This is a genomic window from Methanothermococcus okinawensis IH1, assembly GCF_000179575.2.
Lineage (GTDB): Archaea > AGJL01 > Methanococci > Methanococcales > Methanococcaceae > Methanofervidicoccus > Methanofervidicoccus okinawensis.
The window spans coordinates 1588737-1605982 of sequence record NC_015636.1 but is presented as its reverse complement, the minus strand read 5'-3'; the positions used below and the strand labels follow the sequence as shown (position 1 = coordinate 1605982).

General features: G+C 27.4%; 13 protein-coding genes. 9 read left to right on the top strand and 4 right to left on the bottom strand.

Annotated elements, in window-relative coordinates:
- Positions 1 to 169 precede the first annotated feature (169 nt).
- Complete coding sequence (gene serA / locus METOK_RS07945) at positions 170 to 1741, top strand: phosphoglycerate dehydrogenase (RefSeq protein ID WP_013867703.1); 1572 nt, start codon at positions 170 to 172, stop codon at positions 1739 to 1741.
- Positions 1742 to 1893: 152 nt separating this feature from the next.
- Positions 1894 to 2319 carry an EamA family transporter gene (locus METOK_RS07940; RefSeq protein ID WP_013867702.1) on the top strand — a complete coding sequence of 142 codons (426 nt, stop codon included), beginning with the start codon at positions 1894 to 1896 and terminating at the stop codon, positions 2317 to 2319.
- Positions 2320 to 2451: 132 nt separating this feature from the next.
- Here METOK_RS07940 and METOK_RS07935 read toward each other — a convergent pair whose 3' ends face one another.
- Together METOK_RS07935 and METOK_RS07930 are read right to left on the bottom strand one after the other, a co-directional pair.
- Positions 2452 to 2694 (bottom strand): hypothetical protein, encoded by a 243-nt coding sequence (locus METOK_RS07935; RefSeq protein WP_013867701.1) that lies wholly within the window; start codon positions 2692 to 2694, stop codon positions 2452 to 2454.
- Between the two features lie 80 nt (positions 2695 to 2774).
- Entirely contained in the window at positions 2775 to 3527 is a 753-nt protein-coding gene (locus METOK_RS07930; protein ID WP_013867700.1) for an ATP-binding protein, read from the bottom strand.
- A 174-nt stretch (positions 3528 to 3701) separates the two neighbouring features.
- Between METOK_RS07930 and METOK_RS07925 the strand changes: the two genes are divergently transcribed.
- Positions 3702 to 6911, top strand: coding sequence for a hypothetical protein (locus METOK_RS07925; RefSeq protein WP_013867699.1), 3210 nt, complete (start codon positions 3702 to 3704; stop codon positions 6909 to 6911).
- Between the two features lie 161 nt (positions 6912 to 7072).
- Positions 7073 to 10156 carry a hypothetical protein gene (locus METOK_RS07920; RefSeq protein ID WP_013867698.1) on the top strand — a complete coding sequence of 1028 codons (3084 nt, stop codon included), beginning with the start codon at positions 7073 to 7075 and terminating at the stop codon, positions 10154 to 10156.
- Positions 10157 to 10182: 26 nt separating this feature from the next.
- Here METOK_RS07920 and pdxT read toward each other — a convergent pair whose 3' ends face one another.
- A complete protein-coding gene (gene pdxT / locus METOK_RS07915) occupies positions 10183 to 10740 on the bottom strand; it encodes a pyridoxal 5'-phosphate synthase glutaminase subunit PdxT (RefSeq protein ID WP_048058110.1) in 558 nt (185 codons plus the stop codon).
- A gap of 334 nt (positions 10741 to 11074) precedes the next feature.
- Between pdxT and METOK_RS07910 the strand changes: the two genes are divergently transcribed.
- The 5 genes from METOK_RS07910 (at position 11075) to METOK_RS07890 (ending at position 16663) form a co-directional block, all read left to right on the top strand.
- Positions 11075 to 12646 carry a radical SAM protein gene (locus tag METOK_RS07910; protein WP_013867696.1) on the top strand — a complete coding sequence of 524 codons (1572 nt, stop codon included), beginning with the start codon at positions 11075 to 11077 and terminating at the stop codon, positions 12644 to 12646.
- 358 nt (positions 12647 to 13004) lie between these two features.
- Positions 13005 to 13793: a molybdate ABC transporter substrate-binding protein gene (gene modA, locus METOK_RS07905; RefSeq protein ID WP_013867695.1), complete on the top strand. Its 789-nt coding sequence runs from the start codon at positions 13005 to 13007 to the stop codon at positions 13791 to 13793.
- A gap of 98 nt (positions 13794 to 13891) precedes the next feature.
- Positions 13892 to 14680, top strand: coding sequence for an ABC transporter permease (locus METOK_RS07900; RefSeq protein WP_013867694.1), 789 nt, complete (start codon positions 13892 to 13894; stop codon positions 14678 to 14680).
- A complete protein-coding gene (locus tag METOK_RS07895) occupies positions 14670 to 15431 on the top strand; it encodes a Rossmann-like domain-containing protein (RefSeq protein ID WP_013867693.1) in 762 nt (253 codons plus the stop codon). The genes METOK_RS07900 and METOK_RS07895 overlap by 11 nt, the downstream gene beginning before the upstream one ends.
- Before the next feature lie 185 nt (positions 15432 to 15616).
- Positions 15617 to 16663 (top strand): ATP-binding cassette domain-containing protein, encoded by a 1047-nt coding sequence (locus METOK_RS07890; protein ID WP_013867692.1) that lies wholly within the window; start codon positions 15617 to 15619, stop codon positions 16661 to 16663.
- Positions 16664 to 16869: 206 nt separating this feature from the next.
- Here METOK_RS07890 and METOK_RS08755 read toward each other — a convergent pair whose 3' ends face one another.
- Positions 16870 to 17031, bottom strand: a complete 162-nt coding sequence (locus tag METOK_RS08755; protein WP_013867691.1) for a hypothetical protein — start codon at positions 17029 to 17031, stop codon at positions 16870 to 16872.
- Positions 17032 to 17246: the final 215 nt, after the last annotated feature.

Below are 17246 nucleotides of genomic sequence, written 5' to 3'. Positions count from 1 at the left end.
TAATAGAAATAATGATAGAAAATAATGAATATAATGAATATATAACACAATATACATAAAAGAATTTTTATAAAAAAAGAATTTTATAGTTATGAATATTTTATATATTGAGTATGTTAAAGATAATATTAATAAAAGAGGCAAATAAAATTAAAAAGAGAGTGATTTCATGCCAAAGATACTAATAACTGATGCTATTCATGAAGATGCAGTTGAAATATTAAAAAATGTTGGTGATGTAGAGATAGCTACGGGTTTAACGCCAGAGGAGTTAAAAGAAAAGATAAAAGATGCCGATGCCATAGTTATTAGAAGTGGAACAAAACTTACAAAAGAAATAATTGATGTAGCTAAAAAATTAAAGGTTATTGCAAGGGCAGGTGTCGGAGTAGATAATGTTGATTTACAGGCAGCAACTGAAAAAGGAATTATTGTGGTTAATTCACCAGATGCCTCATCGGTATCAGTAGCCGAGCTAACAATAGGATTCATGCTCTCAGCTGCAAGAAATATTCCCCAAGCTACGGCCTCATTAAAAAGAGGAGAATGGGATAGAAAATCATTCAAGGGTGTAGAGCTCTACAGTAAAACCCTTGGTATTATTGGATTGGGAAGAATTGGACAGCAGGTGGCAAAAAGAGCTAAGGCTTTTGGAATGAATATTGTAGGTTATGACCCATACATTCCAGTGGAGGTTGCAAAAAATATGGGTATAAAATTAATGGATGTAAATGAATTATGTAAAGTAAGTGATTTTATTACATTGCATGTCCCATTAACACCAAAAACCAAACATATCATTGGTAAAGAACAGATTTCATTAATGAAAAAGAACGCCATAATTGTAAATTGTGCAAGAGGAGGATTAATTGATGAGAATGCGCTTTATGAAGCATTAAAAGATAAAAAAATAAGAAGTGCCGCACTTGATGTATTTGAACAGGAACCACCAAAAAATAACCCATTATTAACACTAAACAATGTAATAGGAACACCGCATCAAGGGGCATCAACAGTAGAAGCTCAGAAAAGTGCAGGAACAATAGTGGCAGAACAGGTTGTAAAGATATTGAATGGAGAACCTGCTGAAAATGTTGTAAATCTCCCTATGCTACCTATGGAGAAAATGAGCAAATTAAAACCATATATGGCACTGTCGGAGAAAATAGGAAATATGATAATTCAATTATTGGATAAATCGATAGAAAAAGTAGAATTAACATACATGGGTGAGCTCGCAAAAGAAGATACAGAGATGGTAAAAAGGTCATTTTTAATGGGAATTTTATCACCCATATTACTTGCAGGAGTTAATTTAATAAATGCACCTACAATAGCAAAAAATAGAAATATAAAAATTGTGGAAGGGACTATATCAGAAAGTGAATATGGAAATGCCATAAAAATTGTGGCAAAAGGAAAAACAGAAGAAATTTCAATAGTTGGGTCATTGGTAGATGGAAACCCCGTTCTTCGAGAGATAAACGGATATAAAGTGGATATAAAACCAGAGGGAATTATATGTGTAATTAAGCATATAGATAGACCAGGCATGGTTGGTAAAGTTGGTTTATTACTTGGGGATTATGGGGTAAATATTGCAGGAATGCAGGTTGGAAGAAAAGAACCTGGTGGAGAAAGTATAATGGTTCTTAATGTGGACCATATGATTCCAGATGAAGTTATAGAAAAACTAAAAAAACTTGAGAATATTAAGGATGCTAAGATTATTGACTTATAATTCATAAATAATTAAATAATTATATGCTTAAATACATAGATACTTAAACTAAAAAATAAAACATAATATTTTAAAGTATATAATTTACTATTTTATTTTTATTTTATCATTATATTAATTTTAATTTATTTAATTTATTTAATGTATAATAAATGGTGGTAAATATCAACGAAATCATAGCTGGACTTATTGTAGCATTTTTATATGGTGTCGGCACATTTTTTGCAAAGATAGTATCTGAAAAAGACCCATTTTTGCAGTGGATAATAGTAAATATCGTTGGTATAGTATTGTGTGTAGTTATAATTTTAAAAGACCCTCAAAAAATATACCAACTTCACGGAAAAATACTTTTATATGGTGTAATTTCTGCTGTAATGGTTGTGGTAGGCTCACTTCTATTATATTACGCCCTTCATAAAGGAAGAGCAAGTATAGTTGTGCCACTATCATCAATAGGTCCAGCAATTACTACAATATTGGCAGTGGTTTTTCTAAAAGAGCATTTATCCCATTTCCAAATATTTGGGATAGTATTAATAATTGTTGGAATTATATTAATATCCTTAAATAACTAAATATTTAGAATAATAAAAAACATTAAAATATTAAAATGTTAAAAAAGAAGTATTGATTTTAATTTTACTAATTTTATAATTTATATATTTACGATTTTTATTTAATTAATTTTTATTCATTATAATTTATTTTTATAATTTTAATAATTTTTTAGCCCCCTGAGCTCCGATTTGTAATTTCAATGCATCCAATATTTCATTCACATCATCCATATCTTCCGCATCTTCCAAAGCCTTTTGGAATATTTCTTTTTTACCTGGTTCTATAAGGTTTATCAAATACTCCACTGTGGATACTAATTCAATATATCTTCCTTCTTTTTGAGCCTGAGCTCTAACTTCTTCAATGGTTTTTTTTATATTTTCAGATACCACTGTATCACCATAGTTAATGATTTTAATATTATATATGCCTTAATATATAAAATTTTGTTTTATTCATATATATAATAATATCATAGCGATTTAGCAATTTCTTCGACCTTTTTATAAACTTCATTATTTTCATCTATATCAAACAAAGGTTTGCCTATTAAATCGTATTTTGATATTTCTTCATTATAAGGAAGTTTTCCTATCAAATTTAATCCCAATTCTTTGGCGTTTTTTTCCACCATATCTTTGTTTTCATCATTTACTTTATTTGCAACAACATATATCTCTTTAAATTTTATTTCAAGTTCATTAGCAAGTTTTTTTATTCTTTTGGCAGTCCCCAATCCTCTCTTAGAAGCATCACTAACCACTATCATTGTATCTACATTTTGAGTTGTTCTTCTGCTCAAATGCTCCAATCCTGCCTCTGTATCTATAATTACATAATCGTAAGATTTTGCAAGATTATCTATAATTTGCCTTAACCAGTTATTTACACTACAATAACATCCGCTTCCTTCTGGTCTTCCCATAACAAGCAAGTCAAAATTCTCTGTTTCTACTATAATCTCATATATTTTTCCCAGTAAATAATCCTGTTTTGAAATGCCCGCAGGTAATTTATCATCCGCTACTAACTGTTTCAATTCTTCCCTAATGTCTCCAATAGTTAGTTCTACTTCAACTCCAAGTGTCTCAGGCAGGTTCGAATCAGGGTCAGCATCAACAACAAGCATGTTATGGGTCTTTTTTGATAATGCCTTTACAAGTAATGTAGAAAACATAGTTTTGCCAGTGCCGCCTTTTCCACTTATTGCTATTATTTTAGTCAAATTATCACCAATTACCTACATATATACCTGCAAAAAAAAGTTTAAGATGTATAAAAACTATACTATAATGAATAATAACATATATCGACATCGAATTAAGATATTATATACATCTATTATTTTACACATACATATATATTTATTTAATCTTTTAAAAAATAATAGGGGACTTTTATGTATGAAAAGATGATGCAGGAAGAACTTTCAAAATTATTTAAGGAATATTGTGAATTGGATTGGAAAAAGAAATCTGAAGCTGCAAGGATATTAAGTTATATTAATAATGCCAATGAAATTAAGAAGTTAGAGGAACAGATTATAAAATTAGCTCAGGATAATAACTTGGTTACGAGAATAAATTTAATGAACTCTATAAAGAAACTTGTTTTAGACCATCACATTATTAATGAAGATATATTTGTTTTACTGTATTTTTGGGCTAATTCTCCAAATACTACAACATCAGAATTTGCTAAACAAATTATAAACTCATTGAATGTGAATACTATTGTAAGGTATATACATTCATTATCTTTAAAACTTTATTCATCCAATCCCTATGAGGTAACTTATGCCATGGTATCTTTGGGGTTAATATCAACAATCACCCCAGAGCATTTAACAAATACCCTCCCTGAAATTGTATTGGTGTCTAATGGATATGGATATAAAATACTTCAAGTGCTTGCCATTGAAATCCTCGAAGAATTTAAAACATTGGATAAATATCTTTTTAATAAAGTCATTTTTTCGATTTATGATTTATATAATAATAATCAGGTTAAATATGACGATTTTGATATCACGCATATAAATAAAAAAAGTGATTTACTTGAATATGTGTTGTATATATATTTTAAGAAAAATATAAGTAAAAAAGACATTTTAAATTTAATGACTATGTTAAATTGTGTTAATACCAATAATCGGATATCCAATAATTCTATTGTAAATTTGATAACAATGTTAAATATTGATGACGATGTATTTATAAAATCCATGATAATGGCAACATTACACATTCATAGTGATGTTTTATGTCAAATATTGGAAGAAAATAAGGAATTAAGCAATCAATTAATGGATAAAATAATAGCATCATTTGATAATCCAAGTTGGATGGTTAAACTATCTTCTATGTTTTTATTTAAAAGATTAATATTGTTTGACAAACTACATATTAAGGATGAATATTTGGATATGTTCTTTAATAGGATTTTAAAAAATTTTAATGATAAATATGTTATAAAAGGATTTTCTCTTGAAATATTGTATTATCTATTTAAAAACACAGAATCAGAATATATTAAGCGTAAAGTATTTGAAATTGTTGATAAAATTGATTTAAAAAGTATAATGAATGAGGGGCATTTGTGTTATTACAATGGATTATACTTAGCATATGAATTAAAAAGATACGAATGTTTCTCGGCAACATGTTCTCCTAATTTTGATATAACCCTGATAGGTGAATTTAACACCCTGAGTATTGCTGAATATCATGATGTAATCAAGTCTATTAATGCATCTGTGAAACAAAAATACTGGCTTAGCGGATGGTTAAATAGATACTATGCTGGAAAATACCTAGGTAATTTGATATACACTAGACCAGGCCATGCATCAAATATATTGGATATAATATACACATTATTGGATGATAATAACTATATTACAAGATGCATGGGGATTTGGATATTAAGACTGACTACGGAGTTAGGTATTGAACCACCAATGGATGTTATTATCAAATCAATATCGTTATTGGACGACTGGTATTATGAATGCAGGATTGAATACATGTTATTCTACAACACATTATTAAAAAGTTTTCCACATCTTTTAGAAAACCAAAGTCTTAAAAAAAGACTTATCTCAGCAATAACTTCAAGATATCTAACAGATAAAAATGAATTTGTAAAGGATATATGTATAATGTTGTTAAATAATAAACGATTATCTTGTAATTATCCAGAATTTGAATCTTTTAAAAATTATTATCATTTATCAATTCCTGAAAGAATTGAATTACTTAAAAAATGTTGGAAAGTTCCCGAATTAAGAAAAGCTGTAATTATAATTATTAAAACAAGATTAAAATATTATATTAAAAAAAGAGATTATATCACTATTGAAATAGCTTTAAAAAAAATATTTGATGGAGACGAAAATACCTATGAAGAAATAAGTTATATCTTATATGAGCTCATACAGATAAAAGAAAAATCCAATATAGTTAAAAAGATAGTGGATACATTTAAAAATAAGTATCCAAAACTTCCAAAAAATTTAGAAAAACAGTTGTTTCATAATATTAACGACTCAATAATCTCAATTAGAACTTATAAACTTAAAAGATTATTGGCATTTGTTAGGGAAGGAATTATAATAAGCTATGAACTATTAAACAAAATCAAAGAAATAGTAATATATGAATGCGTTAGTGAAAAAAACCTAAATATTGCATCATCCATACTTGAAGAAATAAATGATTTTGAAAGTAGGCGTATAATTAAGGAAAAAAAAGAATTAATGGAGTATATGGAAAATTCGCTATATTTTAAAACATCAATAAGAGATTTAGAGTTAGAAAAAGCCGATTGGAAGGAATACTGCATTAAAATAACATATATCCCCACAATTGGAATACTTGACATATTTACAGAAGATAATCTAAATAATGCTGTAAAAACACTTATACCGTTACTCAATATTGAAGATTTAGTAATTTTGAAGATAAAGATTATAGATTTATTAACTGAAGAGATTTCTAAAAATGAAGAATTGTTAAATGCATTATTGGATAATGACGAAATATTGCCTATATTATTAAAACTATACGTAAATAAAAGATATAATTTTATATCAAAAAAAGCATTAATGTTATTAGAAGAATTATCTTTAAGGCGTGATAATTGGTTAAAAAATAGTTTGATAGATTATTTCAAGGATTATGCGGGTTCTCAAAATTCTTTAAACAATATATTATATATCTTAACTGAAAACATATCTGCCCGTGTTAAAATAGAAATTTTGAATTTCTTAGGATATGCATCAAAAAATAAATTAATCGTTTGCAATAAGGATATGGCATACACCTTTGTAGATATTATATTAAATATAGATAATAATCAACCATGGGCAGTGTTTAAAAATGCAGTTGATATCATTTTTTCATGTCAATATATACAAACGGATAAGAAACTTTTAGATGACCTTATCAAGAAATTTACAGATTATATGGATATCATGGAAGAAGAAGAAAAAAAGGACTATTTAATTATTTATTTAAAAAAATTGTTGGAGATGGGTGGACCCAATATTGTAGAACTTAATGAGGAGGTTATTGAAAAACTTCTTGAATTTGAAAATAAAAATTTGTAATCTTACATTTTTTATAGTTTAATTTAAATATAATAATACAATTATTGATATATTATTTTGATATTATAATGTTAAATAAGAATTATAATTGTAATGATATATTGTTGTAAATTCACCATCATATTATTATATAAATATATATAAATATATAAGGAGATATTATGGACAGAGATGCATCAAAGGAAGAACTTTCAAAATTATTTAAGGAATATTGTGAATTGGATTGGAAAAAGAAATCTGAAGCTGCAAGGATATTAAGTTATATTAATAATGCCAATGAAATTAAGAAGTTAGAGGAACAGATTATAAAATTAGCTCAGGATAATAACTTGGTTACGAGAATAAATTTAATGAACTCTATAAAGAAACTTGTTTTAGACCATCACATTATTAATGAAGATATATTTGTTTTACTGTATTTTTGGGCTAATTCTCCAAATACTACAACATCAGAATTTGCTAAACAAATTATAAACTCATTGAATGTGAATACTATTGTAAGGTATATACATTCATTATCTTTAAAACTTTATTCATCCAATCCCTATGAGGTAACTTATGCCATGGTATCTTTGGGGTTAATATCAACAATCACCCCAGAGCATTTAACAAATACCCTCCCTGAAATTGTATTGGTGTCTAATGGATATGGATATAAAATACTTCAAGTGCTTGCCATTGAAATCCTCGAAGAATTTAAAACATTGGATAAAAACTACCTAATTAACCTATATTATATGGTGTATTTAAAGCATCGTAATAATACTTTCAATAACTTTAACTTTAAGAAGTCAGACCGCTACAAATTTCTTAAATGGTTATATAATCTCTATTTTAAAGAAATGGTTTCAAAAGAAGAACTGTTAGAAGTTATAAAAAATGCACTGAACGACGAAGAAGAATATTTGATAAAATCCATGATAATGGCAACATTACACATTCATAGTGATGTTTTATGTCAAATATTGGAAGAAAATAAGGAATTAAGCAATCAATTAATGGATAAAATAATAGCATCATTTGATAATCCAAGTTGGATGGTTAAACTATCTTCTATGTTTTTATTTAAAAGATTAATATTGTTTGACAAACTACATATTAAGGATGAATATTTGGATATGTTCTTTAATAGGATTTTAAAAAATTTTAATGATAAATATGTTATAAAAGGATTTTCTCTTGAAATATTGTATTATCTATTTAAAAACACAGAATCAGAATATATTAAGCGTAAAGTATTTGAAATTGTTGATAAAATTGATTTAAAAAGTATAATGAATGAGGGGCATTTGTGTTATTACAATGGATTATACTTAGCATATGAATTAAAAAGATACGAATGTTTCTCGGCAACATGTTCTCCTAATTTTGATATAGGAATTATTAAAGAACTTGAAGATATGGATATATCAGAGTTTCAAAAATTGATTAAATCGTTGTATATCAACATGAAAAGAAAAAATTGGTTGGATAGATACTATGCTGGAAAATATTTGGGTAATTTAATATATATAAGACCTAGTTATGGGTCTCGTAAATTTGATTTGATAAATGATATGCTTTATGATAATGTATATTTAGTAAGAAATATGGGACTATGGCTATTGAGAATGAATGTTGAGTTAAATAATAAAATTCCAAATAATGTATTTGTTAAATCCACATATTTATTTGATGATTGGTATTTCGGAAATCGAATTGAATATTTGTTATTTTATAATATATTGATAGAGAATTTTCCAAATATTCTTAAAAAAGAAGAAGTTGAAAAAAATATTATTTCAGCGATTATGACAAAATATTTAACGGATAGACACAGATTTGTAAGGAATATTAGCAAAAAATTATTGGATAATTTGTTGATTAAATACCCAGAATATATAGAATTTTTAGATTACAATAGTAAATCCATCACAGAACAGGTTGATTTAATTAAAAAATATTTAAAATTTCCTGAAACGAGGAAATCCATTATATTACTTGCTAAAATTGGTATAAATCGTCATATTAAAAAAGGAGATTATAATTCCATTGAAATGATTTTAAAAGCCTTTGAAAATAATATCTATAAAGAAATTATATTTATCCTTCCAGAGATAATTGGATTGAAAGACAAATCTGAAACAGCTAAAAAAATTATTAAAGATTATTTATCAAAATATCCTATATTACCACAAGATATGGAGGATATAATATATCGTATTATTAGAGAACCTGTCTTTAAAATAAGAAATACTCAATTAAAAATATTATATAGTTTTGTTAATGAGGGATTTATAATAAGCAATAGATTGTTAAATAGGGTTAAAGAATTAGTAATATACGAATATGTAGCAGAGGAAAATATCAATCTTTCATTATCCATACTTGAAAAAATGAATGAACCTGAAAGTAGGAGCATAATTAAAGAAAAAAGAGAATTAATGGAATATCTAAAAGAACACCCGTTTAATCTTGAAGTTGAAAATATAAATATAAATAAAAATATAGAATGGGAGTATTACAGTAAAATAATATATATTCCTACAAAGAATAGTTTTGAATGTATGGGGTGCAATAGTATTAACGATATTGTAAAAACCATTATCCAAATACTTAACTATGAAGATATGGTAATTTTAAAGATAATGGCTTTGGATTTGTTAATTGAAGAAATTTCCAAAAATGATAATCCATTGAATGAATTGTTATTAACCAATCTATATAATATATTATCAAAATTAGCCTCGTTAGAAGGGTATGAGTTATTATCGGAAAAAGCATTGATATTGCTTGAAGAAATAGCACTGAAAAAAGATAACTGGTTGAAAAATAACTTAATAAATAATCCCGGGGATGAATCCACATTGATAGTCATAAAAAAATTCTTACAGCGTGATGTATCCATCTATGTTAAATCAGAAATTATTGAGGCTTTGGAATATCTATTAAAAAATAAATTTATTGAATGTGATAAGGATGTTGCATATGCATTTTTAGATACTATCATGAATATCGATAAAGACCAGCCATGGATAATATTTAAGAAAGCTGTGGATATTCTAAGGCTCTGCCAGTATATACATGAAGACAAAAAACTTCTAAGTAAAATCGTTAAGAAGATTATGGACTATATTGAAGAATCCGAGTATCCAGCAGTTAAGGAATACCTTATAAACCTTCTTGAATCATTAAATATAAAAGATAAGGTAGATAAAGAGGTTATAGATGAATATATTGAAAAATACACCGAATTGAAGAAATAAATATTAATTTATATATTTTTTAGGTTTTATTTTCCAACAACATTATCTAGGAAATATTTATAAACCTTATATCCATCATCAGAGAGTTCCGGGTGAAATGCTATTGCCATGTATTTACCTTCCACTACACCAACAATATTATCTCCCTCTTTTGCTATAACTTTAACTTTATCGTTTAATATCTTATCTACAATAGGAGCTCTGATAAATACCGCATGGACTTTTTCTCCATCCAATTCAATATCTTCCTCAAAACTTTCTCTCTGGCTTCCATAGGCGTTTCTTTTAATGGTTATGTCCATTAACTCTAAAAGTGGTTGTTCCCTTCCAGTTCCTTTCGAGAGTAATACCATACCCGCACATGTTCCCAATATTGGAAAATCAGATTTTTTCAAAGCTTCAATAAAACCATATTTTTTCATAAGTTTGCCCATGGTGGTGCTTTCTCCACCTGGAATAATAAGGGCGTCAATATCATCTAAATCAGCGGGTGTTCTAATTCTTTTTGGAGTGCAGTTTATTTTTTTAACCATTTCTTCGTGCTCCTCAATGTCTCCTTGGATACCTAATATACCTATTATCATACTCATACTTTCACCATACTATATTATTAATATCAAAATAAAAATTTTACTAAAAATAATAAAAAATAATAAACACCTCAGAGCTCATACGGTTCATCATATTTTATCAGAAACATTTATTCATCACAGGTGTTTTTTAGTATATAATAAAAATTTAAGATTATTATTTTATTTTAATAATATTATATAGTTAGTTTGAACATTATGGTTATTTTTATTATGATAATTATAGATATTCTTACTAATGGTGATACTATGAAACTATTATACTTGATGGTTGGTCGAAAAATTCAAAACTCACTTTGTTCGTTTTGAACAAAACAATGGTGATATTATGAAATTTTTAATACTCGATGGTTATACCGATGAACCTGCTGGACTTGGGGTTCCACCATATATAGGAACCTATCCAAGATATACAGCAGGCGTTCTTTACAAATATAACTATGATGTGCATTATATAACTATCGATAAATTAAGGGAAGAGATTAAAAAAGGATTTGATTTTAATAAATTTGATGCAGTTATTGCAATTTGTGGATTTCATACACCTGGAAAATATTTAAATGCAAATCCTGCAACATTAAAAGAAATTGTATCAATTTTATATGATTTTAGAGGATTAAAGATATTGGGAGGTCCTGTTGCAACAAAATTTGGTTCATCGAGAGAAGGTGGAAAAATAAAGGATGAAAAAAACCTTAAATATTTCTTTGATATTGTAGCAAGTGGAGACCTTGAATTAACCTTGTACGATTTAATTGAAAATAATTTCAGCATTGAAAAAATAAATCCTGAGAAATTAAGATATTACAGTCAAATAAGGGAATTTGCAATTAGAGGGGCTAAAATTGTAAAACAGCATCCCAATTATCCTTATATCATTGCAGAAATTGAAACATACAGGGGTTGTTCAAGACATATAAGCGGAGGATGTAGCTTTTGCACAGAACCGAGAAGATTTGGGAGTCCAGTATATAGGGATGAAAAGGATATTGTAGATGAGGTTAAAGAATTGTATTTAAACGGCGTAAGATATTATAGAATAGGAAGACAGCCCTGTATTTTTTCCTACAAAGCCAAGGATGGCGAAAAAGATGAGGTGCCAAAACCAAATGTTGAGGCTATTGAAAGATTGTTTAAGGGCATACGCAACAACATCAAACCTGAGGTATTGCATATAGACAATGCAAATCCTGCGGTGATAGCAAGGCATGAAAATGAAAGTAGAGAAATTGCAAAAATACTTGTTAAATACTGCACAGGAGGAAATGTTGCGGCTTTTGGTGTTGAAAGTTTTGATGAGAATGTTATTAAAAAGAATAACCTATTAACTACTCCCGAGGATGTTTTAAAGGCTGTAAAAATATTAAATGAAATAGGTGGTAGTAGGAGCTCAGGCGGTCTTCCACACTTACTTCCAGGTATAAACCTATTATTTGGATTAAAGGGAGAAACAAAGGAAACATTTAATATAAATTATAATTATTTAAAACAAATATATGATGAGGGTTATATGATAAGAAGGATAAATATAAGGCAGGTTGTTCCATTCTTCGGCACAGATATAAGTGTAAAAGACGTCAAAAAAGCAAATAAAAGAAAAAAATTATTTTTGAGCTTTAAGGAAAAAATTAGAAAAGAAATCGACAATGCAATGTTAAAAAGGGTAATTCCAAAGGGAACTGTATTAAAAGATGTATTTGTTGAAGTTATGAAAAAAGATTCAAAAAATCCTTCATTATCCAATAAGATAAAAGAAAAAGATGCTCTTTATTTTGGGCGACAGTTTGGAAGCTATCCTATATTGGTTGGAATAATAGGAAAAGATTTAAAACTTAGAAGCTTTGTGGATGTTAAAATAACAGGATATGGTAGAAGGTCCATAACTGGAAGAGTTGTTTAATTATATTTATATATTCTGATTTTATTATTATGTTCTAATTGTTATTCTAATTATCTAATTTTATAATTTTATAATTTTATTTTAAATATTTTTATATATTTATATATTCTTATATATTTTATATTGCCTATTATATGGGTATTAATTCAAATATTTATATTTATTTATAATAATATTATGTAATTTATAATAGTTAATTTTTTATATTATAATTAATATAATATAATTGCAAAATTAGTTATTACCAAAAACTTTATATATTATAAATCAATAGTTTTTAACGAGAATAATACTTCCTTATATTGTATATTATAACGGAAATATACTTCCTTTAATAATAAAATATAATGGTGAGGTTATGAAAAAAATATGGATTATAGTCGCAATGGGTTTGACAATAATAGGTTTAACTTTATCGGGATGCACTGAAAAAGAAAATAATGGCACCAATGAGGCTTCCATTCATGCCTATGTTGGAGCAGGACTGCAACAACCCATGGATGAAATTGGAAAGGAATTTGAAAAAAAATACCACATAAAAGTTAATTATGACTATGCTGGAGGCGGACTACTTTATTCTAAGGTCCTTGCATCAAATAAAGGAGATATATTTATGCCTGGTACATATTTCTATGTTAATGAATTGAATAAAAAGGGCTATATTACAGAGGTTGCCAATATAACAAAACATATTCCAGTAATTGTAGTTAAAAAAGGAAATCCAAAAAATATTACATCACTTGAAGATTTGGGAAAACCAGGAATAAAATTAGCTCTTAATGATGAAGATAATTGCATAGGAAGAACATTTAATAAGATATTATCTAAGGCAGAGAAAGACCATCCTGACATAACCAAAAGAATAAAAAATAACACCGTTGTTAAAGGTGCCACTGTAAAACAGACCTTAATTTATGTCGAGCTTGGTCAAGTTGATGCCGGAGTGGTTTGGAGGGCTGATGCAATAGAGGATAAAGATAAGGTGAATATTATTCCAATAAATCCAAAATACAATATAATTAAGACGGTGCCTATTGCAATATTGAAAACAACCAAAAATAAGAAAAATGCAAGATTATTTTATGATTTTGTAAATACCAAGGGAAAAGAGATATTTAAAAAATACGGATATGAAGTGGTAGAATAAATAAAGTATAATAATTTAATGGAGATATAGAGGGCAATATTATGTAAATATGTATTATTACAATAATAAAATAAAATAATATAAAATTTAGGGATAATATGAGAAATTTATTAAAATTTATTTCATTATCTGCTTTATCAATTTTTGTTATATTTATAATATTTGCTGTGCTAACAATTGTTGGTAAAGTATCCATAGAAACACTTGAAGAGGCAATATTCTCAAAGGAAATTCAATTTGCCATAAAACTTAGCTTAATGACTGCATCAATTGCCACATTAATTGGTGCTATTGTGGGTATTCCTTCTGCATATGCTCTTGCAAGGTATAATTTTAAAGGAAAGGAATTAATAGATAGTTTGGTAGATTTGCCGGTGATACTTCCACCACTTATATCAGGTTTTGCTCTTCTCGTGTTCTTTGGAAATACACTAATTGGAGGAATTGCTGAAAGCATCATAAATATAATATTTAGTCCAATAGGAATAATTGTTGCACAGTTCTTTGTTGCTACTCCATTTATCATTAAAACATCAAAAGCAGTATTTGAAGGTATAGATGAGAAATACGAATATATAGCACAGAGTTTAGGAATTAGCAGGCTAAAAAGTTTCTTTAAGGTAATATTACCAATGGCAAAAAATGGCATTCTTGCAGGTATGATTCTTGCATGGGCTAGGAGTATAGGGGAATTTGGAGCCACATTAATGCTTGCAGGAGCTACAAAGATGAAAACTGAGACATTACCTATTGCCGTATTTCTAAATATATCTGTGGGTAAGTTAGAGCTCGCACTTTCAGTGGCATTTATATTTCTTGTAGTTGCAGTATTAATTATATTCTCAATAAAAACAATAGTTAAAATAGGTGATAATTATGAACCGTGAGAATGAAAATAAAAATAAAAACAGTAATTTTGAAAGCTTTAATCTCCTTAAAAAAGAGTTTAAAAAACTTGTAGAAGAAAATAATCTTTTGAATGAACCTATCGAAGCACATCCCGTAAATGTGCAATTGGATACAACAAGAATAAGTGATTATCCGTTGCTAAATGGTAAAGAGTTTTTATTGAGGGCATTTTTTAAGGGGGCTGTTGGTGATGCATTTACGGGGGATTTAAAGGAATTTAAAGGAACCATTGCAGAGGTATTAGAATCAGATTATAATCCGCTTGTTATAGCAACATTGAATGCCGTTATGAGATATTTGGGACTTACTGAAAAAACAGAACACTGCATAAAAAACGAGCCTGAAATATGTGCAAAAAAACTTTCTGAATATATTGTAAGCGAGCTGGGAACAAATATAAAAATTGGCATAATTGGATACCATCCTGCAATAATTAAGCAGATGGTAGATACATTTGGAAAAGAAAATGTAATGGCAACAGATTTAGATTTTAACAATATTGGAAGAATAAAACATGGGATTGTAATATATCACGCCGATATGAATGAATACCTAATAAAAAATTCAGATATTGTATTATCTACGGGAAGCACCGCGGCAAATGGAACAATCTTTGAAATTTTAGATATGGCAAAAAAATACAATAAAAGAATAATATTTTATGGAACAACAGTTGCAGGAGTCTCAAAAATATTAAATCTTGAAAGATTCTGCGAATGCGGAAAATAAAAATGAAATAGAGTTTAATTACTATAAAAGATTAAAAAGATTTAAAAAAATTAAAATTTAAATAAATATTTAATTTTCCTTCTTTATTATAGAATTATCTTTATTATCCTATGCATTATTACCTTAATTTATTATTATCTTTTTCTCATCCATTGGTTTAAATTTAAATTATAAAATGGGATATTATGCTTGAAATCCAAAATTTAAAAAAGAAATTAAACAACTTTACACTAAAAATCGATAATCTTAAAATAGAAAATAATGATTACTTTGTATTTCTTGGATTAAGTGGAAGTGGGAAGACCACACTTTTAGAAATAATAGCAGGATTTAGAAAGGCAAATGAAGGGAAATTAATTCTTAACGGTGAAGATATTACTAAAAAGCCCATAAATGAAAGAAAAATTGCAATGTGCAATGGTAGATATTTATTTCCACATTTAACTGTAAAAGAAAACATAGGATTTGGTATAAAAGAGAAAAATAATGAAAAACTAAAAATGATTAAAAATATCTGCAAAATATTGAAAATAGAACATTTATTGGACAGATATCCAAAAAATCTTAGTATGGGAGAACAACAAAGAGTAGCCCTTGCAATGGCACTTGTATTAAAGCCAGAAGTAATACTTCTCGATGAACCACTGAGCTCACTTGATAGGCTTATACATGAAAAATTGTTATACGAGCTCAGGGAAATATACAATAAATCAAATATTACCATTATACATGTTACCCATGATTTTAATGAGGCGATAGCCCTTGCAAAACACATTGCGATTATAAAAAATGGAAAAATTGAACAGGTAGGAACCGTTGATGAAATACTTAAAAAACCGAAAAATAAATTTGTAGCAGAATTTACAGGTGTTAGAAACTTGTTGGATGGATATATTGAAGAAAAAAATGGAAAATACATATTCAGCAATGGAAAAATAGATATTTATATGGATTACAAATGTCAATGTGGTAGAGCTCTGATAGGTATAAGACCTGAGGATATAATGATAATAAGTCATTGCAAATGCCATTATAGAAACGAAAATATATACTCTGGAAAAATCGTTGAAATATTCCCTTCAAGTTTATGCACCTACCGAGTAATACTAAATGTTAATGGTCTAAATTTAAATTGTGAAGTGGTTAAGTGCAAAGCCGATAAAATGCGACTCAAAAAAGACTCTAATGTAAATTTTTGTATAACTACTGCAATTCCTATAAAAGAGCTCTGATTTATCATATACTACATTATTAATTATTATAAATTAATGGCAAATGGAAAACAGCAAAACTAAATACTTACCTATGTGGCAATGATTTATAAAACAATAATTTTCCGTTTCTATATTATATTAATATAATTATCCATTTATTATTCTATTATTTACTTTTATTACTAATTTTTATGTTATTATTTATTTTTTTCTATACATAACATTTACAACAATATTGAAGCTATTGTTAATGCACCAACCACATAAGCAAGTATTGCTACTGTTTTGTCTCCTCTAAATGGTCTTTTTAAATCTTTTGAGAACTCTTCAAGGTCTTTCAATTTATCATCATTTTTTACTGGAAGTGTGTTTAACTTTACATTCATAATATCACCGTTTTTTTATTTTATTTATTTTTCCTTGATTATAGTAGTGTATAAACTACTATATATACTTTTTTGCTCATGATAAATCATGACAATTGTTTTTAATGAAAAATAATGACAAATAGGGCTTTTTTAATATAATGATTAATCATGATAAATTAAGATAGTATATAACTCATATGTTAAGATAAAATAATAAAAACATAATAACGATA

What these genes read in the sequence shown, in the direction of transcription:
- serA (WP_013867703.1), top strand. Translation starts at nt 170, where the DNA reads ATGCCAAAGATACTAATAACTGATGCTATTCATGAAGATGCAGTTGAA.
- METOK_RS07940 (WP_013867702.1), top strand. Translation starts at nt 1,894, where the DNA reads ATGGTGGTAAATATCAACGAAATCATAGCTGGACTTATTGTAGCATTT.
- METOK_RS07925 (WP_013867699.1), top strand. Translation starts at nt 3,702, where the DNA reads ATGTATGAAAAGATGATGCAGGAAGAACTTTCAAAATTATTTAAGGAA.
- METOK_RS07920 (WP_013867698.1), top strand. Translation starts at nt 7,073, where the DNA reads ATGGACAGAGATGCATCAAAGGAAGAACTTTCAAAATTATTTAAGGAA.
- pdxT (WP_048058110.1), bottom strand. Translation starts at nt 10,740, where the DNA reads ATGATAATAGGTATATTAGGTATCCAAGGAGACATTGAGGAGCACGAA.
- METOK_RS07910 (WP_013867696.1), top strand. Translation starts at nt 11,075, where the DNA reads ATGAAATTTTTAATACTCGATGGTTATACCGATGAACCTGCTGGACTT.
- modA (WP_013867695.1), top strand. Translation starts at nt 13,005, where the DNA reads ATGAAAAAAATATGGATTATAGTCGCAATGGGTTTGACAATAATAGGT.
- METOK_RS07900 (WP_013867694.1), top strand. Translation starts at nt 13,892, where the DNA reads ATGAGAAATTTATTAAAATTTATTTCATTATCTGCTTTATCAATTTTT.
- METOK_RS07895 (WP_013867693.1), top strand. Translation starts at nt 14,670, where the DNA reads ATGAACCGTGAGAATGAAAATAAAAATAAAAACAGTAATTTTGAAAGC.
- METOK_RS07890 (WP_013867692.1), top strand. Translation starts at nt 15,617, where the DNA reads ATGCTTGAAATCCAAAATTTAAAAAAGAAATTAAACAACTTTACACTA.
- METOK_RS08755 (WP_013867691.1), bottom strand. Translation starts at nt 17,031, where the DNA reads ATGAATGTAAAGTTAAACACACTTCCAGTAAAAAATGATGATAAATTG.